Origin of the sequence: Streptomyces sp. NPDC085927, assembly GCF_044540975.1 — a bacterium.
In the GTDB taxonomy this organism is placed as follows: Bacteria; Actinomycetota; Actinomycetes; order Streptomycetales; family Streptomycetaceae; genus Streptomyces; species Streptomyces hirsutus.
Genome location: NZ_JBITSN010000012.1, coordinates 87,326 through 107,070 on the forward strand (window position 1 = coordinate 87,326; position 19,745 = coordinate 107,070).

Consider the following 19,745-nt stretch of genomic DNA (forward strand, 5'->3'; position numbering starts at 1 on the left):
GGAACACGCACAGTGAACACGTCGATACGCAGCAGAGCCCTCACCGGTACGGCCCTCGCCCTGGCGGCCTCCGCCGTCCTGACCGCCTGCGGAGGGGGAGGCGGCACCTCCTCGTCCTCCTCGTCCGACGCGAAGGCGCAGAAGGAGCAGAAGGCGGCGAAGGGCACGCAGGACACCGGGACCACCGCGGTCGCGGAGCCGCTGGTCGCCACCTTCGACGGCGGCCTGTACATCCTGGACGGCAAGACCCTGAAGCTCGCCGGGACGATCGAGCTGCCCGGCTTCAACCGCGTCAACCCCGCCGGCGACGACGCCCACGTCTTCGTCTCCACCGACTCGGGCTTCCGGGTCCTCGACGCCGCGAGGCGGACCCTCACCGGCATCACGTACGAAGGAGCCAAGCCGGGGCACGTCGTACGGCACGCCGGCAGGACCGTCCTGTTCACCGACGGCACCGGCGAGGTCAACGTCCTCGACCCCGCCGCCCTCGCCGACGGCGAGAAGCCCGAGGGCCGTACCTACACCTCCGCCGAACCCCACCACGGCGTCGCCATCGAGCTGAGCAACGGTGAACTCCTCAGCACCGTGGGCACCGAGGAGAAGCGCACCGGCGCCCTCGTCCTCGACAGGAACGACAAGGAGATCGCACGCAACGAGAACTGCCCCGGAGTCCACGGCGAGGCCGCCGCCCGGGGCGAGGCCGTCGCCGTCGGCTGCGAGGACGGCATCCTGATCTACAAGGACGGCGAGTTCACCAAGGTCGACGCCCCCGACGACTACGGCCGCATCGGGAACCAGGCCGGCAGCGACGCGTCCCCGGTCCTCCTGGGCGACTACAAGACGGACCCGGACGCCGAGTTGGAGCGGCCGACGCGCGTGTCCCTGATCGACACCGAAACGGCGAAGCTGCGCCTGGTCGACCTCGGCACCAGCTACTCCTTCCGCTCACTGGGCCGCGGACCCCACGGCGAGGCACTCGTCCTCGGCACGGACGGCGCCCTGCGCGTCATCGACCCGGAGACGGGCAGGACCGAGAAGAAGATCCCCGTCGTGGACAAGTGGCAGGAGCCGCTCGACTGGCAGCAGCCCAGGCCCACCCTCTTCGTCCGCGACCACACCGCGTACGTCTCCGAACCGGGCACGCGCGAACTGCACGCCGTGGACATCGAATCGGGGGAAAAGGTCACGTCCGTGACCCTGCCGAAGAGCACCAACGAACTCTCCGGCGTCGTCGCGGGCCACTGACACACACCCCCGCCCGGGCCAGCGCTGCGCCGGCCCGGGCGGGGGTGAGCCCCGCGCGGGCACCGCCGGGAGGACACCGGCCGCTACGCCCCCGAACCCAGGGTCCCGGGGTCTTCCTCGGCGGAACCGGCGGAACCGGCGGAACCGGCGGACGGGGCGGACCGAGCGGACGGGGGAGCCTGCTGCGGCGTCGTCAGGTACTCGTAGGTACCGGTGATCCGGAGCAGACGCTCCAACCGCGGGCCCATGGTGTCCAGGTGGAAACCGGTCCCGTCCCCGGAGGTGTGGCGGTGGATCTGCAGCAGGACGGCCAGGCCCGCGGAGTCGACCGTTCCGAGACCCCGGCAGTCCAGACGGAGGTCCCGCACGTCCTCGCCCCCGCGCAGAGCGTGCAGGACCTGGTGGAGAACCTCGTCGCCGACTTCGTGGTCCAGGTCACCGACGAGGGCCAGGCACACGGTGTGCGGGGCGTCGGCGGCGAGGGGCAGGACGGGCGGTGCGAAGGGGAAGGCAGCCACAAATGATTCCAGCGTCTTGGGGTCGGGAGTGCCAGGCCGGGGCCTGTCGTTCGGATCAGGGGGCGGGGGCGGGGACGGGCCGGGTTCGGACGAAGGGCCCCAACGCCTCGCGCCCGTCGGCGATCAGGCCGCGGGCCCGCGGGAAGCCGCGCAGTTGCCCGTCCAGCAGGTCCAGGCCCGGCAGCACGGCGTGAGCCGGGACGCCGCGCGCGGTGAGGACCTCGGCGGTCCAGGCAAGGAAGTCCGTGAAGACGTCCGCGTCGTCCACGTAGAGGGCGGCGGCCAGGAACTCGACGATCTGGCCGAGGTCTTCGGCAGTGCGTCCCCGCTGTTCGTCGGTGTAGTCGCGCAGGGTGGGAAGGCGCTGCTCGAGGTCCTGGAAGGTCCGGCGTACCAGGCCGCGGGCCCAGCGGGTGACCATGGTGTATTCCCGGTCGGCCAGGTGAGGCAGGTCGTCGACGGCCTGGTGGGGCGGCCGCGGCACGGGCAGCGGGCCGGCGGCCAGCCGGTCCGCCGCGCCGCGCGCGTCGGACGCCCAGGCGTCGGCACCGAGCAGCCGGGCGTGGCGGCCGTCGACGCCGAAAGCGCGGCCGCCGACCATGACCGGTACGCCGGTGGCCTGGACGGCGGTGATGGCGGCGTGGGCCACGGGCAGCCGAGTGGACAGCGAGCCGGACAGGCAGACGACCGTCGACCCGGCGCGGTGGATCTGGCCGACCAGGTGAACGGTGGGGACCTGCGCTCCGAGGTAGTCCACCTGCCAGCCGCGCAGCCGCAGCACTTCGGCCAGAAGCCGTGCGGGCAGGGCGTGCCACTCCTTGTCCACGCACGCGACCGTCACCCTGCCGCGCGCGGGCGTGGGACGGTGGGCGGACAGAGTGGCGATGGCGCGGTCGTTGACGGCCGTGGCGGCGTGCTCGTCGGCCACGCTCATGCGGTTGGCCGCCCACTCGACGCCCACCTTGCGCTGGACGGCGCCGATGACGTCCAGCAGTACCGTCTCCGCGTCCAGCCCGGCCCGGAGCGCGTTGGTGACGAGGTCCGCGGCCGAGTACACGTCCGCGGCCCGGACCGCCGTCCAGAGTTTGTCCGCGTGTTCCCGGGCCCGGCCGTCGCCGTGCGGGGAGGCGGGACGGACACGGACGAGGAGGCGGCCGCGCCCGTGCTCGCGGTCCGGAGCGGGGACGGCCGTCACGCGGTGTACCTGCCTCGGGTGGTGCCGTCCACAGCGCTGAGGTGCGCACCGCGGGGTGCGGTGATGACCAGCACGGCGATGTCGTCGTGGACTCCTTCGCCGATCCACTCGTCGGCGAGCATCTGGACACGCTCGACGACCGCGGATGCGGGAAGGCCGGCACACTCCGCCAGGGCTCGCTTGAGGCGCTGCTCCCCGAACATGGTGTCGCCCATCGGCCCGCCCTTGGCCTCGGTGACGCCGTCGGTGTACAGCAGGCACGACTCACCCGGCGACAGCCGTACCAGGGCGGTGCGGGAACTGATCGTCGGCAGGACACCGACCAGGGAGCCGCCGGTGTCGGCTTCCTCCACGGTGCCGTCGCCGCGCACGATCAGCGGCGGGGGGTGCCCCGCGGAGGTCAGCCGCAGCACGACGTCGCGGTCCTCACGGCCGGCGGACACCAGCACCAGGGTGGCGAAGCGGGTGCTGTGGCTGTTGCGCATGGCGTTGTTCAGCAGCCGCAGCATTCTGCCGTGGTCGTCCGCCATCGGCAGCAGGGCGTGCAGCGTGTTGCGGATCTTGCCGGTGAGTACTGCGGCCTCCAGTCCCTTGCCGGCCACGTCCCCCAGGACGGCGAAGGTGTCGGGGGAGTCCTCGCCCGGCGGGTGGACGTCGTAGAAGTCCCCGCCGATGCGGTCGGTGTCGACGCTGGGCCGGTAGCCGCCGGCGAACTCCACCCCTTCCACCTGCTGAAGAGCGGGCGGAAGAAGTGCTCGCATGAGAATGTCGGAGACCGTGTTCTGCTCGGCGTAGAGACGCGCGGCGGACATCGCCGCCCCCGCACGGGCGGCGAACAGCCCGGCGAAGGCCTCCTCGGACTCACTGAAAGCGGTCTTCTGCGCCCGCCGGAACAGGATCAGCGCCCCGGCCGGCACGCCGTGGCCCGGAAGCGGGGTGATCACCAGCGAACCGACCTCACCGAAGCCCTCGGGAACCAGCCAGTCAGGAGCGGTGGCGGGGTCGATCCACCGGGACGGCACCGGTGGGAAGCCCCGCAGTGCCTCCGCCAGTCCGGGCACCGTCTCCGGCTCGCTGGAGACGGTGGCCCGGGTGAGGTGCCCCTGCCGGTCGCACATGACCACCGGCAGTTTCCGGGCCGTGGTGGGTGCGATGACCGCCGCCGCGTCGGCCAGGTACTCGGCGGCCAGACGCGCGGTGACCTCCATGCACCGTTCCAGGTTCAGCGACGAGAGCAGGGCGCTGGAGGCTTCGGAGAGGAACCGCGTGCGCTCGCGCTCCCCCTCCAGTTCCTTCAGTACGGAACGGTAGGCGGTCTCTTCCACCAGCCACCATGCCGCCCTGCCGCCGGGAAGAGGGGACGGGCGCGCCGAGAAGAAGCGATCGCCCACCGTGCCGGTCGCCGTGGTGGCGCCGGGGTCGCGCTGCGCGGCGGTGAGCCACTCCGGGGCCGGCAGGGGCCGCCCGGCGAGGGCGGACGGAAAGAGAGCGGTGGCCGGGTCATTGAGCTCCACGACACGCCCTTCCACGTCCACGATCACCACCGGGTAGGGGGCTGCGGCAGCACTCACCACACTGGTGGGGCCAGGACGGAGGCCGTCCGGGGAATACGTCATATGTCGGAGCCCTTGTGCTCGGGCTCTCACCTCAGATCAGACGACGAAACACTTGTCAGTCGACAACTGTCCCGTAATCGGGTCGCGTCTGCAACCGCCCCTCGCGCCGCGGGTGTCCGGCCTGACTGCTGAGCCGCGCTCTTCGCCGGGTGCCCCCATGAGTGAAGCGGATGTGTGGAGTTGGTGCGGGACCCCCGCCTCACCGGCGCGGATGCGCCGGACCGGCCGGTCCCCGGCCGCTGACCGGACGGCAGGAGCCGGCCCGTGTCGCACGCGGCGGCGGCCCGCCGCGCGGGGGCCGCCGGGTTCAGAAGGGCAGGCGGCCACGAGTGCGACGACCGGCGGAACCGCTGCGCCCCACGGCCTTCGAACTGCTGCGGAACGGCTTGCTGAACAGGCGCCCCAGGGGGCCGGGCGCCTTTCCTCCCGCGCGGGAGCCGAGACCCAGGGCCCGCTGAGTCCCACGTTCGGGTCCGTGGGACAAACGGGGCACGAGGAATGCCAGGACGGCGAGAACGACACAAAGGGCGACAATGCCGACGATGACCACGAATACCTCCAAGGACTGTGACGTAGCTGTCGTTTGCCCTCGCCCGCGGGGGTTAAAAGCGGTCCAGGGACCCGCTCGGCGAGCGGAAGGCCTGCCCGCTGACCGTCGTCCGGGCCGTGCCGTCCGCCGCCGTCGCCCCGCTGCGCCGACCTCCGCCGGACGAGGACGGGCAGTGCGGACTGCCTCGCGTGCCGGCCGGAGCATGGATGAACCTCGAGAACACGCCACAGCGCACCCAGTCCTCCCCGTCCGCCGACCGGTCCGCCGGTGAACGCGTGCTGCGGATGCGCCGCAGGCTGGAGCGGCTGATCGGCATCGCCGCGACCGAGGGGAACGCGCTGGTCGCCCTGCGCAACGGCGACGAGATCTTCCCCGCGATGCTGGAGAGCGTCCGGTCCGCCGAGCACACGGTGGACATGATGACGTTCGTGTACTGGAGGGGCGACATCGCCCGGGAGTTCGCCCGGGCCCTGGCGGAGCGGGCCCGCGCCGGCGTGCGGGTCCGACTGCTGCTGGACGGGTTCGGCAGCCGCACGATCGAGAAGGACCTGTTGGCGGACATGCGGGAGGCCGGCGTGCGCGTGGCCTGGTTCCGGCAGCCGGTGGCGCTCTCGCCGCTCAAGCAGAACCACCGCTGCCATCGCAAGGCGCTGCTGGTGGACGAGCGCGTGGCGTTCACCGGCGGAGTGGGCATAGCCGAGGAATGGTGCGGCGACGCCCGCGACGAGCACGAGTGGCGCGACACGCATGTCGAGGTACGCGGTCCGGCGGTGGACGGGATCGCCGCGGCGTTCGCGCAGAACTGGGCCGAGTGCTGCGGCGAACTCGTCGACGAGCGCGACCGCTTCGTCGAGCACCGGCCCGAGGGGGACGCGGTGGTGCAGGTGGTGCGCGGGTCGGCCAGCTTCGGCTGGCAGGACATGCAGACCCTGATCCAGGTGATGATCGAGTCGGCCGAGGAGCGGTTCCGGCTCACGACCGCCTACTTCTCCCCGGACGCCTACTTCGTCGAGCTCCTGTGCGAGGCGTCGCGACGCGGTGTGGAGGTGGAGATCCTCCTGCCGGGGCCGTACACCGACCAGCGGGTCTGCCAGCTGGCCGGACAGCATTTCTACGAGGACCTGCTGGCCTGCGGCGTGAAGATCTACCAGTACCAGCCGACGATGATGCACGCGAAGATCATCACGGTGGACGCGACGGCCGCGCTCATCGGATCGACCAACTTCAACCGCCGTTCCCTCGAGCACGACGAGGAGATCATGCTGGCCGTCCTCGACGAGGAGTTCACCGCCGTCCTCGACGCCCACTTCGACGAGGACGTGGCGGTCAGCGAACGGATCCGGGAAGGGCGGTGGGGGAGACGGTCGCTGCTGCAGCGGGCGCGCGAGACGGCCGTCCTGCCCATACGCCGTTTCCTGTGACGTCCGTGCGAGCGCGCCAGGGGCGGTGGGGCGCCAGGGGGGCCATGGTCCGGAGGCCGCCGGCGCCCGCTGCTCCCGGGACCGGCGAGCGGGGCCGCCGGGGGGATACTGTTGACCCGTGCCCCCGCGTTCCGGCGCCCCCGGCGCTGCGCCACGGATGAGTGGGAAGCGCCGAAGCGGGGACGGGACGCAACAGACGGAACCCGGAGAGCGGGCGAGGTCCAGCCTGTTCAACCCGTGACACGGGGACGACCATCCCATCGGAGTGCCGGAGTGCCCCACGTCGTGAACGCGCAGACCGCACCCCCCTCGTCCCGGCCCGTGCGAGCGGCCGAAGCGGCGTGCGAGGTCGTCGAACTCCTCGAGGTGCTGTGGGACCGGGGTCGCGACGCGGCCCCGGTCGCCCCCGTCTCCGCCTCGCAGTTGCGTGTGCTCTACAGCCTCGAACGGGAACAGGGGATCAACCTGCGCACGCTGGGTGAGATCCTCGGATCCTCCCCGCCCTCCGTCAGCCGCCTCTGCGACCGGCTCGAGGCGCTCGGCTTCGTGGAGCGGACCCCGAGTCCCGTCAGCAGGCGGGAACTGATGCTCAACCTGACCAGGAGCGGGGCGGCATATCTGGGTGAACTCCGGGTGCAGCGCGAGGAGGTGCTCCGCTCGGTGATCGAGAACATGCCCCCTGAATCCCGCGCGGCCCTGCGCGACGGGCTGGCCGCCTTCCGCGACGCGGTGGAACGGAACGCGCTGAGCCCCGGGACCCGGCGGGCGGACAGAACGGCCTGAGGGCGCCCGGGACGTACCCGGGCGCGGGCACCCGCTCCGCCGGGGGCCGGACGACGGAACCGTTTCACGAACCGGGTCGCGGTCCGTCCCCGGTACGCCCGTACCAGTCGAGGCAGACCACGAGGGCGTCGTCGTCGACCGGGGTCTCCCCCCGGTACGTCGCGAGCTCACGCAGCACCGCGCCCGGCACCTGCGCCGGCGGCAGCAGCCGGGTGGCCGTGAGCGACCGGGCGAGTGCCCGGTCGCTGTACTTCTCCCCGGTCGAGGAAGCCGCGTCGTAGACGCCGTCACTGCCGATCAGGAAGCGGTCGCCGGGACGCGCCTGGAAGTACTCGGACGTGTACGGGGTGTCCTCGAACATGCCGAGCGGCAGTTGGGCGTCGAAGGGCAGGGCGTCCACGTTCTTCCCGCGCAGCCGCCACATCCGCGGGGACCCCGCGTCCACGGCCTCGACCTCGCCGGTCGCGAGGTCGAACCGCAGCAGCAGGACCGAGACGTGGACGCTGCCGCGGTACTGCGCGTACACCGCCTGGTCGGCGAGGCGCGCCTGGTCGGACAGGCCGAGACCGGCGCGCCGGGCGTTGCGCATCGCGCTGACGGCGAGGTTGGTGAGCAGAGCGGCCTCGATGCCCTCCCCCATGCCGTTGGTGACGGTCAGTGTGAGGTGGTCCTCGGACACCGACCAGTCGAAGTTGTCCCCGAAGATCGTGTAAGCGGGTTCGAGATGCCCACCGAGGGAGAACTCGGGACGGGTGCAGGCCCGGCCCGGCAGCAACTGCCACTGCATCTCGGCCGCCAGGGTCAGGCGCGAGGCGCGGCGCGCCAGGACGTACAGGTCCGTGTCGCGTTCGGCCACGAGGATCTCGTGGCCGAGGACCTCGCAGATGTGCTGCATCTCGGGAAGGAGTGCCTGCGTGTAGCGGTCCTCCGGCACCGTGACGGACAGCACGCCTGTCCGGTCACCGCGAACGGTGACCGGGAGATGAATGTCCACCGCGTGCCCGTGAGGATCGGGAGCCACGTACGGTTCCTGGGATCCGAAGGCGCGGCCCTGAGGGCTGTCGTGGATCATGACCGGTTCCGTCGTGAACGGAACGGGTTCGACGGCCTGCAGTGACCTCATCGCGTAATCGGCCATGCGGAGTTCGACGCGTGTCGCGCCGTACTCCTCCGCGAGGGCCGCTGTGACGATGTCCAGCAGCGCGTGCGGTGACGCCTCCCGCAGGGCGCGCTCAACGGCGGCAAGTCTGTTCACGTCATTCCGCTTCCCTGCGTCCCGGACCCGGCCATGTGGCGACGGCTGTGGGCCGATGGGTTCGCTCAGCGGTGGACACGCTGCCCCGTGGGCCGACCTCAGTCTAACCCGACCGAAATATCGTCACGATTCCGGCCCGGATTCCATACGTCTTCCTGACTTACTCCCCCTATACCGCTAATTTTTCTGTGTGGTGGCGTACTCCGTCCTGCCGGATGCGCCGCGCAGCGAGCCGCGCGGACTCCGGCGTCCAGCCGAGCCGTGTCCCGCGACCACCGAGGACACCGGGAGCGAAGGGCTGAGCGGGGAAGGGGTGAGGGGGCCACGGGAGCCCGTGACCAGGCCTTTCTCGCCGCGGAGGCCCGCAGGCTCTTCCACCGACGGCGCCGGGGCCGGCCGCACATCGTCCGCGGCCGGATTCTCCCCGGCGTGGGCGGGGAGGATGGGCGAGGTCGTCGGCACGCGCACACACCGAGGTGAGAGATGCAGTTCACCACCCGTCCCACCCTTCAGGGCACCTTCGGCATGGTGTCGTCCACGCACTGGCTGGCGTCCCAGTCGGCCATGGCCGTCCTGGAGGGCGGAGGCAACGCGTACGACGCGGCCGTGGCGGGCGCCTTCGTGCTGCACGTCGTCGAGCCGCACCTCAACGGGCCGGCCGGCGAGGTGCCCATCCTGCTGGCGCCCGCCGGCGGCGAGGTGCGGGTGCTGTGCGGGCAGGGCGTCGCACCGGCCGGAGCGAGCGCCGCCCACTACCGGGCGCTCGGCCTGGACCTCGTCCCGGGCACCGGACCGCTCGCCGCCGCCGTGCCCGGCGCCTTCGACGCCTGGATGCTCCTGCTGCGCGACCACGGCACCCGCTCCCTCGCCGACGTCCTCCAGTACGCCGTCGGATACGCCGAGCACGGGCACGCGCCCGTGGAGAACGTCGGCGGGACCGTCGAGACCGTGCGGGAGCTGTTCGAGACGGAGTGGACCTCCTCGGCGCAGGTGTACCTGCCCGGCGGCAGGGCGCCCCGCCCCGGCGAGCTGCTGCGCAACCCCGCCCTCGCCGCCACCTGGCGACGGCTGCTGGACGAGGTCGCCGGCGCGGGCGGCCGGGAGGCGCAGATCGACGCCGCGCGGGAGGTGTGGCGCACCGGCTTCATCGCCGAGGCACTGGTCCGGCAGGCCGGGCGGCCCACCCTGGACACCAGTGGCGAGCACCGCACCGGCACGCTGACGGCCGCCGACCTCGCCGGCTGGTCGGCGACGTACGAGACCCCGGCGACGTACGACTGGAACGGCTGGACCGTGTGCAAGGCGGGCCCCTGGAGCCAGGGCCCCGTCCTGCTCCAGCAGCTCGCCCTGCTCCCGCCGGAACTGCCCCCGTACGGCTCCGCCGACTGCATGCACCTGCTGATCGAGGGCAGCAAGCTGGCCATGGCCGACCGGGAGGCCTGGTACGGGGACGCGGCCGAGGTGCCGCTGGACGACCTGCTGTCGGCGGAGTACAACGCCGAGCGGCGCACCCGGGTGGGGCTCCGGGCCTCACACGTGCTGCGGCCCGGCAGTCCCGGCGGGCGCACCCCGCGGCTGAGCGTGCGGGCACGCGCGGCGGCCGCCGGCACGGGCGGCCCGCACGAGGCGGGATTCCGGGGGAGGGGCACCGTCGTGCCGGGCGTCGGCGAGCCGACGGTCGCCAAGCACCCCACGTCCCCCGTGCCGGGCGAACCGGAGGTCTCCGGCGACGGGGCCACCCGGGGCGACACCTGCCACCTGGACATCGTCGACCGCTGGGGCAACATGGTCGCGGCCACCCCGAGCGGCGGCTGGCTCCAGTCCAACCCGGTGGTGCCCGAACTCGGCTTCCCCCTCGGCACCCGGCTCCAGATGACCTGGCTGGAGGACGGACTGCCCAACACGCTTACGCCGGGACGCCGCCCCCGGACCACCCTCACCCCGTCCGTCGCCCTGCGCGACGGGGTGCCGGTGATGGCGTTCGGCACGCCCGGCGGGGACCAGCAGGACCAGTGGCAGCTGCACTTCTTCCTCGCCGTCGCGCTGCGCGGCCCGGTACGCGGCGGGCTCGACCTGCAGGGTGCGATCGACGCCCCGAACTGGCACCACGACAGCTTCCCCGGCTCCTTCTACCCGCGGGGCACGCGCCCCGGCAGCGTTACCGTGGAGTCCCGGACGGACCCGGCGGTGGTGCGGGAGCTGCGGCGCCGGGGCCATGAGGTGACGGTCGGCGAGGCCTGGTCGGAGGGCAGGCTGTGCGCGGTCGCCCGGGACCCGGCCACGGGAGTGCTCTCGGCGGCGGCGAACCCGCGCGGCATGCAGGGCTACGCGGTGGGCCGCTGAGCCCATACCCGATCGGACCGAGGACCCATATTCATGCGGATACCACCTGGAGTGCACCGAACGGGTGGGGTTTGTCAGTGGGGCATGTTCTCATGGGAGGCATGATCAAGGACAACGAAACCATCGAAGAGTTTCTCGCACAGCACGCCGTCGACGTGGAGGACGCCGTCCGCAAGGCCGCCGCGCAGGAAATCATGCCGCGCTGGCGGCGGCTCGCCGACCACGAGGTCGACCGCAAGTCCGGCCCGCACGACCTGGTGACCGACGCCGACCGGCAGGCCGAGCTGTACCTCACCGAGGCGCTGCTCGCCCTGCTGCCCGGCTCGGTCGTGGTGGGCGAGGAGGCGGTGCACGCCAACCCCGCGTCGTACGAGGGGATACGCGGCGAGGCGCCGGTGTGGATCGTCGACCCGGTCGACGGCACCCGGCAGTTCGTGCACGGCGACACCGGATTCTGCACCCTGGTCGCCCTCGCGCTCGGCGGAGTCGTCCACGCCTCGTGGACGTTCGCCCCGGTCCGCGAAGAACTCGCCACCGCCGTACGGGGACAGGGCGCCTTCCTCGACGGGGTGCGGCTGCACGCCGGTTCCCCGGACCCCGGCCGCGACCTGCGCGTGGCCACCTCCCACCCGGACTTCACGACCGACGACCAGAAGCGCTCCCTCCTCGGCCTGTGGACGGACGGCGTGGCGCCCCGCTCCTGCGGTTCGGCCGGACTGGAGTACCTGGCCGTCGCCCGCGGTGAGTCGGACGCCACCGCCTTCTGCTGGGAAGCCGCCTGGGACCACGCGGCGGGCCTGCTCCTCGTCGAGGAGGCGGGCGGCGCCCACCTGACCCGTGCCGGCGAGCCCTTCCGCATCACGGGCGGCAACGACCTCCCGTTCACCGCGGCCCGCGACGAGGCCACGGCCCGCCGGGTGGCGGGACTGCTGTCGGCCGGAGTCTGACCTCCAGGTCCGCCGCGTCGGCCGAGGTGTCGATGCGCGCAGGCCGACGACCTCGAACCCGGTGACGGTGCCGACCGGCGGCCAGTCCCGCGGTCGGGCGGGCAGGCGGGCGAAGTCCACGAAGCCGCGGCCGGGCCCGCCGAAGTCCACGGCGAGACCGGTGCGCCCGGCTCCCCAGGGCAGTGCGACGACCGTGCCGGTGACGACCGCACCTTCCGGCAGGGGTCCGGTGCGGCACCGGGTGAAGTGCCGGTGCAGCCTCGCCGAGTCCCACGCCCGCGCGAACTCGGCCCCGGTGACGTCCTCGGCGTGCGCCGGCACCCGGACGGCGCCCTCGGTGAGCACCCCGTACACGGCCTCGTGGACCAGCACACCGGCCTGGCCGAAACTCCTTCGCACCCGCGCGAGACCGGCCCGGCAGGCGGCGACCGAGGCGCCGCCGTCCGGGGAACCGGCCACGTCCCGCAGCGGGCTTTTGGCCCGCGGCACCGGCAGCGACCGGTCGAAGACCGCCTGCCGCAGGGCACGCCCCTCGTCGTCGAGTTCGTACCAGTACCGGGCGCCCGTACCGGACGGGGAAAACCTCAGCCACCGAGTCACGCGGCGGAGGCTACCCGGGACCGGGAGGGTGTCGGCGCCCCCGGCATATCCTGGGTCTCCCGATCGCCCCCGGCCGCCTCCGGGTGCCGTCGGCCGACGAAGGAGTTCCGAAGGTGGTGCCGATGCTCGATGTGGTCGTGGTGGGAGCGGGGCCGAACGGACTGACCGCCGCCGTGGAACTGGCCCGGCGCGGTTTCTCCGTCGCGTTGTTCGAGGCGAGGGGCACCGTCGGGGGCGGCGCCCGCACCGAGGAACTGACCCTGCCCGGCTTCCGGCACGACCCGTGCTCCGCGGCCCACCCGCTGGGCATCAACTCGCCCGCCTTCCGGGCCCTCCCGCTGGAGCGTTACGGCCTGGAGTGGCTGCACGCGGACCTGCCCATGGCCCACCCCTTCCCCGACGGCACGGCGGCCGTGCTGTCCCGGTCGGTCGGCGAGACGGCCGCCTCCTTCGGCCCGCGCGACGCCGGAGCGTACCGACGGCTGGTCCAGCCCTTCCTGCCCCGGTGGGACACCCTGGCCCGCGACTTCATGTCCCTGCCGCTCACCGCGCTGCCCCGCGACCCGCTCGGCCTCGCCCGCTTCGGCCTCGCCGGACTCCAGCCCTCCACCTGGCTGATGCGCCGCTTCCGCGACGAGCGGGCCAAGGCCCTGTTCGCCGGACTCGTCGCCCATGTGATGGCGCCCCTCGGCGGCTTCGCCACCGGCGCCATCGGCCTGGTCTTCGCCCTCGCCGCGCACGCCCGCGGCTGGCCCGTCGCCCGCGGCGGTTCCCAGGCCATCTCGGATGCCCTCGCCGCCTACCTGAAGGAACTCGGCGGCGCCGTCCACACCGACTACGAGGTCAAGCGCCTCGACGACCTGCCGCCGGCCCGCGCGTACGTCTTCGACACCTCGCCCACCGCCCTCGCCCGCATCGCCGGCTTCGGCGACCACTACGCGAACTACCGCTACGGCCCCGGCGTATTCAAGATCGACTACGCGCTGGACGGCCCGGTGCCGTGGACCGCGCCGGAGGCCCGCAGGGCCTCCACCGTGCAGATCGGCGCGGACAGCGCCGAGATCGGCGCCGCCCTGCGCGCCGCGTCCCGGGAAGGCCGCGCCCCCGACCCGCCGTTCCTCATCACCGTGCAGCCCGGCGTCGCCGACCCCACCCGGGCACCGGCCGGCAAGCAGGTCTTCTGGGCCTACGGCCATGTCCCGAACGGCTGGACCGGCGACCTGACCGACGCCGTGGAACGCCAACTGGAGCGCTTCGCCCCGGGATTCCGCGACCGCGTCCTGGCCCGCGCCACCGCGGGCCCGCCCGAACTCGCCGCCCGCAACGCCAACTACGTCGGCGGCGACATCGGCTCCGGCGCCGCCAGCGGCCTCCAGCTCCTGCTGCGCCCCAAGCTCTCCCTGTTCCCGTACTCCACCCCGCACCCCGCCGTGTTCATCTGCTCGTCGGCCACCCCGCCCGGTCCCGGCGTCCACGGCATGTCCGGGCACAACGCGGCGAAGGCCGTCTGGAGGAGACTGCGGCAGACATGACCGCCCCGCCCCGCCTCCACCCCCGGCCCGGGGCGGCATCACCCGCGAGCACGCCGACGAGGGCACACCGCCGCCCGCGGCAGCCGTGGCCGGGCCGTCCGGACGCCGCTCACGGGGCCGGCCGGGGCGCCCGTCGCGCCCCGATCCGCCGGAACCGCGGGGGCCCCGCTCCCCTGACCGGCACGCTGCGCGAGTTGCCGTATACGCGTGGTCACCCACACCATGGAGGTCTCGTCCGGAGGCCGACCCGTCCGGCCTCGTCGCCGGGGACGGAAGGGGTGCCCCACATGACCAGGTACTTCGAGAACGGCACCGGTGAACTCGTCCCCGACGCGCTGTCCGGATTCGCCCGCGCACACGCGGACCTCGTGGAGTACGACCCCGCGGACGGATACATCACCGCCCGGCACACCGCACCGGCACGGACCGTGGGTCTCCTCTCCGGTGGCGGTTCGGGACACGAACCCCTGCACGCCGGATACGTCGGTGCGGGCATGCTCGATGCCGCCTGCCCCGGGAGGGTCTTCGCCTCTCCGCACAACCGGCAGATCTTCCGGGCCTCCCGCGCGGTGGCGGGGCCGAACGGCGTGCTGCACATCGTGAAGAACTACACGGGGGACCGGATCAACTTCGGTATCGCGGCCGAGCGGCTCGCCGATGCGGGGATCGCCTGCGGGCGGGTCCTCGTCGACGACGACCTCGCCTCCGACTCCGAGGAGATCGCCGCCGGACGCCGCGGCACGGGTGCCACGGTCCTGGTGGAGAAGGTCCTGGGCGGTGCCGCGGACACCGGAATGGGACTCGACGGACTGGTGGAGCTCGGCACCACCGTGGCGAACCGGTGCCGGACGCTCGCCGTCGCGTCCGCCGCCCACCACGCTCCGGTCACCGGCGAGCGGGCCTTCACGCTGCCGTCCGGGGAACTGGAGTACGGCGTCGGTATCCACGGCGAACGCGCCGACCGCACTCGGAGCCAGAAACAAGCGGGCGTGCTGGTGGAGGACATGGCGGGCGCGTTGCTGGACGCCCTGCGCCCCGGACCCGACGATCCTCTCGTCGCCCTGGTCAACGGCCTGGGCTCGGTCACGTCGCTCGAGCTGTACGGCATCTTCGGGGAACTGGGCCGGGTCCTCGACGCCCGGCGGGTGCGGCTCGCCCGGCACCTCGTCGGCGACTACGTCACGGCACTCGACATGCGGGGCTTCTCCCTGACTCTCATGGTCGCCGACCGTACGGTGCTGGACTTCTACGATGCGCCGGTCCACACCCCGGCGTGGCGATGGTGAGCGGCCGGCCGTCGGACCGGCCGACCGGCCGACCGGAGCAGGAGGGCGGCACCATGACGACCGCCGTTTTCGACAGCGCGCAGACCCGTGACTGGACGCGTCGCTTCGCCGAATCCGTGTACGCCACCGAGGCCGAGCTGACCGCGCTCGACCAGCAGGTGGGAGACGGCGACTTCGGGACCAATCTCGCCGCCGGAGTCCGGGCCGCCGGACTCCGGCTCGACCGGACGGGAGATCCGGCCGGCTCCGCGGAGACGCTGGGGGCCGTGGCCACCGCCTTCCTCGACGAGATCGGCGGGACCAGCGGCCCGCTGTTCGGTCTGCTGTTCCAGGCGCTGAGCAGGGCCGCCGCCGATTCCGGTGCCGATTCAGGCGCCGGCCTGACGACGGGCGCGCTCGCCGAAGGCACCGCCGAGGGCCTGGCCGCCATCCGCCGTGTGGGTGATGCCGCGCCCGGGGACAAGACACTGGTCGACGCGCTGGCCCCTGCCGCCGCCGCGCTGCGGGCGGCGGAGGGCAGGCCTCCCGCGGCGGCGCTGGCCGCGGCAGCGGACGGCGCATGGCAGGGGGTGCGGGACACCGCGCGCCTGACGGCGCGCAGGGGCCGGGCGAGCTACCTGGGCGAACGGGTGACAGGCATCCCCGATCCCGGAGCGGTGGGCGTCGCCCTGTTCTTCGCCTCCGCCGCCGCGACCGTGCGCACCCTGGCGCCTCACCTGTCCACCGGCTGATCCTCCTCCCCCCGGGCCGAACGCCGTTCCCTGCCCGTCTCCCCGGGCGGGGGAGGCCGCCTCCCGAACCCAGGAGGCACTGGAACTCAGGGGGCACCGGAACCCGAGGGGCACCGGCCCTGTGTGCCGGGTCCCGGCGCCCCCCTACGCACCGATCCGGCTTCGGGCCCATGTGAGCAGTTCGCTGTCGGCGAGGCTCGCGACCCACAGGTCGGCTTTCTCCGCCTCTCGACTCGGCGGGCGGGGCCCGATGCCGAGGACGCGCAGGCCCGCCCGGCGGGCCGACTCCATGCCGGTCAAGGAGTCCTCCACGGCCAGCGCCTGCTCGGGCGGCACGCCGCAGAGGCGGGCGGCCACCTGGTAGACGTCGGGCTGCGGCTTCGGCCGTACGTCCTCGTCGGCGACCACGACGTGGCCGAAGCAGCCGAGGAGCCCGGCCCGGTCGAGGCACGACTCCACCACCTCGCGGGGGCAGTTGCTCGCCACGGCGAGAGGGAGGTGGCGGGCGGCCAGCCGGACCAGCGCGGCAGCGCCCGGCATGGTGACGGGGTCCTGGTGGACCAGCGTGGTGAAGGTGCCGAGGAGCGTCTCGGTCAGGTCCTCCACGAGGTCCGGTTTCCCGGTCTCCTCGGCCATGAGCGCGCCGCACTCGGTGTAGTGCATGCCCTTCGCCCGGTCGGCGAACCCGGCCGGCGGTTTGAGGCCGAACGACCGGAAGGTGATGCTCCGGGCTTCCTGCCAGTGCTGTTCCGTGTCCATCAGAGTTCCGTCACAGTCGAAGACGATGGCGGTGGGTGACCAGGAAAGGATGCGATGAGCTGTCATGCAAGTGCCGTTCTCGGAGGCCGCGTCGACCGGTTCGGTGCCGGGGCGCAGGCGTGTCTGGATGAAAGTGATCCACTCGCGGACATGAGTGGGGCGGGTGATGCCGTACGGCTGCCGCAGTAGTGCGGGCGTGCCCGAGAGCGTCGTGGTGGACGCGGGGCGTTGTATCGGGAGAACCCCGAAAACATCGTGACCATTACGTTAATTTCGCTCCTGCGATGTCCGCAATCACCAATTCGGGTGTATCGGAATGTCCCGTCCGAAGGTCGTTGGCCTCCCGGGCGAGGAACGGAGAATGGGGCCGGCGCGCTGGAAATATGGCCGGAGCGCCTGGTGGGAGCTGCTTCCGGGGCGCCGTGGAGGCGGTCGGGGCGGAGGGTTTCAGGCTCAGGAGAAACGATTCTTCCCGACAGTGCGACGCGGGGTGCGTTGCGGCCCGTACCCACGCATGGCCCAAGAATAATAAGATCTTCGCGCGCTGCGTGTGTGCCTCAATGGGGGGTGCCCGAATTTTTCCGGCGTAGCGTTGGCGCGTTTGAGCGAAGGTGGAACTGGAGTGCAGGACAGGGCGCGTACAACCCGCAAAGTGCTGTTGGAATCGGCGGCACATCTATTCGTCGAGCGGGGATATGCGGGAACGAGTGTCAATGACATAAGCGATCACTCGGGAAGAACCAGCGGGGCGATCTATTTCCATTACTCCAGCAAGGAGAAGCTGGCGCTGGCCGTGGTCCGCGAGCAGTTCGCCACCTGGCCGCAGCTCGCCGCCGCCTACGCCAGGCCGGGCATCCCTCCGCTGGAGAAGCTGGTCGGGCTCAGCTTCCGTGTCGCGGAGTCCCTCAGCGAGGACGTCGTGGCGCGTGCCGGTGCACGGCTGTGGGCGGAACGCCGCACCATCGAGGCCGACGTGCCCACACCGTTCGACGCCTGGTCGGTGGCCGTCACCCGGCTTCTCGCCCAGGCCCGCACCAGGGGCGAGCTCGCTGAAGGAGTCGAGCCGTCGGCCGCGGCCGTGACGCTCGTGTGCGCGTTCTTCGGGCTCTGCACCCTGACGGACGAGATGCCGGGCGGGCGGAACTGGCGGGAGCGGCTGGACCAGTGGTGGATGCTGGTACTGCGGTTCCTGCAGGCGAATCCCGACCCGGCCGCTCTGCTCGCCCGCGCGCGGGTGCGGATCGCCGCGCGCCCGGAGGACCCGGCCTTGTCCCGGACCTGACGGAGCACTTGCCCGGGGCGACGGGCGCGCCGGGCGGGCGGGGATCGGACGGTGGACCCCGGAGGCGGGTTCGAGGGTGTGGCGCAGCGATACGCGGGTCGGAGCCCTGGCCGACCTCTCGTTCGGCTGCGGACCGGAGCGCCGCTCCGCGGCGTGCGGTGGCCCGTGGGCTCAGTCGGTGAGGCCCAGCGCGCCGGCCGCCTGGATGGCCAGCCAGACCTCCGTGAGCGCGCCGGTCGAGGAGAGGTCGCGGCCGGAGAGGGCGCCGAAGCGGCGCAGCCGGTAGGCGAGGGTGTTGGGGTGGATGTGCAGCGCCGCGGCGGCGGTCTCGGTGCGGCGGTCGCGTTCCATCCAGGTGCGGGCGGAGACCAGCAGCTGGGAGTCGTGCTCCGCGTCGTAGCGCAGCACCTCGCCGAGCACGTGGTCGACCAGTGCGGTCAGGACCGCGGGGTCGTCCGGCAGCCAGCGCCCCGTCGCGTCGGCGCCGTAGCGGACCAGCGAGCGGCCCGACTCGCCCGCCTTGGAGACCGCCCACAGGGCCTCGCGCTGGGCGACCTTCAGGGCCGCGCCCGGCCGGAAGGGGCGGCTCATCCCGGCCGTCACGGCCGGCAGCGCGCCGATGGCGTCGGCCAGTTCCGGCGCCCCGAGAACGTACCGGTCCTCGCCCCAGGTCAGCAGCAGATGGGGGTGGTCCTCGAGGCAGGCCAGCAGCGCCTCGTCGGGGGTGTGCCGGACCACGATCAGGACGGTGTCGCCCTCGATGGAGTGCCGGGCCAGCCTGCGGCGTGCGGCCTCCGGGTCGAGCACCTCCTGGAGCAGCTCGGCCAGCGTCTCGGCGCCCTCGCGGCGCAGCGTCTCGCGTTCGCTGCGCACCGTCGCCACCCGCAGCGCCGCCACCGTCGCGATGTGCTGGACGACCGCGAGGCCGGCCGGCTGGGCGCCCTGCCGCTCGTACGCCACCAGGAAGCCCGCCGGACCGCCGGGCGCCGGCACCGGCAGGACGAAACCGCCGGGGACGGTCGGTGCGGCGTCCACCGAGGCGGGCAGCACCCCCGGATCGGGGGTCGGCACCCCGGGCAGCAGCGGACGGCCCTGCGGGGTGCAGAGATACACGTCGTACCCGGACAGGCGTTCGAGTCGGCGCAGGAGGGTCGGGGTGTCGAGGTCCTCGGCGACCATCCAGCGCAGCGCGCCGAAGACCTGCAGCTGCGCCCCCAGCCGGTGCCGGGCGTCCTCCTGCACCGCGGCCGCGACCTCCTGGGAGACCGCGATGAACGGGACGGCGAGCGGCACCTCCAGCACCGGGAAGCCCCGCTCCTCCGCCGCCCGGAAGAACGCGTCGTGCAGCGGGGGCACACGCAGCTGGGCCGACAGGGCCAGTGCGGAGACCCCGGCGTCGTCCAGGCGCTCCAGATAGCGGCGCTGACCGGCCGCCGTGCGGGGTATCGCGAGCCCCGTGGTCATGAGGATCTCGGCCCCCAGCAGCCAGGGGGTCGGGTCGTCCAACTCGCTTGCGTGCGCCCAGGAAACGGAGCGGCCGAGGCCGCCGCTGCCCGCCTTCACCGACAGCTGGAGGGCGGGGAAGGAGAGCAGATCCTCGACGGTCAGTTTGTTGTCGGCCACAGGAGACAGGCTATCTCTCTGTGACTGGCACAATTGTGGATGGCCGGGGACGGACCCAG

The 19,745-nt window shown here is 72.9% G+C and carries 16 protein-coding genes; 9 read left to right on the forward strand and 7 right to left on the reverse strand.

Annotated features, from left to right (window positions below; translation table 11 throughout):
- The first annotated feature begins 12 nt into the window (after positions 1-12).
- Positions 13-1,245: a zinc metallochaperone AztD gene (gene aztD, locus ACIF80_RS27220; RefSeq protein WP_399809538.1), complete on the forward strand. Its 1,233-nt coding sequence runs from the start codon at positions 13-15 to the stop codon at positions 1,243-1,245.
- 83 nt (positions 1,246-1,328) lie between these two features.
- Here the strand turns inward: aztD and ACIF80_RS27225 are convergent, their stop codons facing one another.
- From ACIF80_RS27225 to ACIF80_RS27240, 4 genes are all read right to left on the reverse strand, one after another.
- Positions 1,329-1,763: an STAS domain-containing protein gene (locus ACIF80_RS27225; RefSeq protein ID WP_399809539.1), complete on the reverse strand. Its 435-nt coding sequence runs from the start codon at positions 1,761-1,763 to the stop codon at positions 1,329-1,331.
- Between the two features lie 55 nt (positions 1,764-1,818).
- Positions 1,819-2,958 (reverse strand): B12-binding domain-containing protein, encoded by a 1,140-nt coding sequence (locus ACIF80_RS27230; RefSeq protein WP_399809541.1) that lies wholly within the window; start codon positions 2,956-2,958, stop codon positions 1,819-1,821.
- A complete protein-coding gene (locus ACIF80_RS27235) occupies positions 2,955-4,502 on the reverse strand; it encodes a PP2C family protein-serine/threonine phosphatase (protein WP_399809725.1) in 1,548 nt (515 codons plus the stop codon). The genes ACIF80_RS27230 and ACIF80_RS27235 overlap by 4 nt, the downstream gene beginning before the upstream one ends.
- A 379-nt stretch (positions 4,503-4,881) precedes the next feature.
- Positions 4,882-5,124, reverse strand: coding sequence for a DUF6411 family protein (locus ACIF80_RS27240; RefSeq protein WP_055605859.1), 243 nt, complete (start codon positions 5,122-5,124; stop codon positions 4,882-4,884).
- Between the two features lie 284 nt (positions 5,125-5,408).
- On the opposite strand from ACIF80_RS27240, the gene ACIF80_RS27245 reads away from it, so the two are divergent.
- Both ACIF80_RS27245 and ACIF80_RS27250 read left to right on the forward strand, forming a co-directional pair.
- Entirely contained in the window at positions 5,409-6,545 is a 1,137-nt protein-coding gene (locus ACIF80_RS27245) for a phosphatidylserine/phosphatidylglycerophosphate/cardiolipin synthase family protein (RefSeq protein WP_399809727.1), read from the forward strand.
- Positions 6,546-6,830: 285 nt separating this feature from the next.
- Positions 6,831-7,328 carry a MarR family winged helix-turn-helix transcriptional regulator gene (locus ACIF80_RS27250; protein ID WP_399809544.1) on the forward strand — a complete coding sequence of 166 codons (498 nt, stop codon included), beginning with the start codon at positions 6,831-6,833 and terminating at the stop codon, positions 7,326-7,328.
- Between the two features lie 64 nt (positions 7,329-7,392).
- On the opposite strand, the gene ACIF80_RS27255 is transcribed toward ACIF80_RS27250, so the two are convergent.
- The gene (locus tag ACIF80_RS27255; RefSeq protein WP_399809546.1) at positions 7,393-8,583 is read right to left on the reverse strand and encodes a PP2C family protein-serine/threonine phosphatase; all 1,191 of its coding nucleotides are present in this window, start codon (positions 8,581-8,583) and stop codon (positions 7,393-7,395) included.
- Between the two features lie 483 nt (positions 8,584-9,066).
- On the opposite strand from ACIF80_RS27255, the gene ACIF80_RS27260 reads away from it, so the two are divergent.
- From ACIF80_RS27260 to dhaL, 5 genes are all read left to right on the forward strand, one after another.
- Positions 9,067-10,926 carry a gamma-glutamyltransferase family protein gene (locus ACIF80_RS27260; protein ID WP_399809548.1) on the forward strand — a complete coding sequence of 620 codons (1,860 nt, stop codon included), beginning with the start codon at positions 9,067-9,069 and terminating at the stop codon, positions 10,924-10,926.
- 101 nt (positions 10,927-11,027) lie between these two features.
- Entirely contained in the window at positions 11,028-11,873 is an 846-nt protein-coding gene (locus ACIF80_RS27265) for an inositol monophosphatase family protein (RefSeq protein ID WP_399809550.1), read from the forward strand.
- A gap of 722 nt (positions 11,874-12,595) precedes the next feature.
- Positions 12,596-14,005 (forward strand): phytoene desaturase family protein, encoded by a 1,410-nt coding sequence (locus tag ACIF80_RS27270; RefSeq protein WP_399809552.1) that lies wholly within the window; start codon positions 12,596-12,598, stop codon positions 14,003-14,005.
- Between the two features lie 287 nt (positions 14,006-14,292).
- Positions 14,293-15,291, forward strand: coding sequence for a dihydroxyacetone kinase subunit DhaK (locus ACIF80_RS27275; protein WP_399809554.1), 999 nt, complete (start codon positions 14,293-14,295; stop codon positions 15,289-15,291).
- A gap of 53 nt (positions 15,292-15,344) precedes the next feature.
- Positions 15,345-16,022, forward strand: a complete 678-nt coding sequence (gene dhaL, locus ACIF80_RS27280) for a dihydroxyacetone kinase subunit DhaL (protein WP_399809555.1) — start codon at positions 15,345-15,347, stop codon at positions 16,020-16,022.
- Positions 16,023-16,166: 144 nt separating this feature from the next.
- On the opposite strand, the gene ACIF80_RS27285 is transcribed toward dhaL, so the two are convergent.
- Positions 16,167-16,847: an HAD family hydrolase gene (locus ACIF80_RS27285; protein WP_399809557.1), complete on the reverse strand. Its 681-nt coding sequence runs from the start codon at positions 16,845-16,847 to the stop codon at positions 16,167-16,169.
- Between the two features lie 556 nt (positions 16,848-17,403).
- On the opposite strand from ACIF80_RS27285, the gene ACIF80_RS27290 reads away from it, so the two are divergent.
- Positions 17,404-18,063, forward strand: a complete 660-nt coding sequence (locus ACIF80_RS27290) for a ScbR family autoregulator-binding transcription factor (RefSeq protein WP_399809559.1) — start codon at positions 17,404-17,406, stop codon at positions 18,061-18,063.
- A gap of 171 nt (positions 18,064-18,234) precedes the next feature.
- On the opposite strand, the gene ACIF80_RS27295 is transcribed toward ACIF80_RS27290, so the two are convergent.
- Positions 18,235-19,686: a PucR family transcriptional regulator gene (locus ACIF80_RS27295; RefSeq protein WP_399809561.1), complete on the reverse strand. Its 1,452-nt coding sequence runs from the start codon at positions 19,684-19,686 to the stop codon at positions 18,235-18,237.
- Positions 19,687-19,745: the final 59 nt, after the last annotated feature.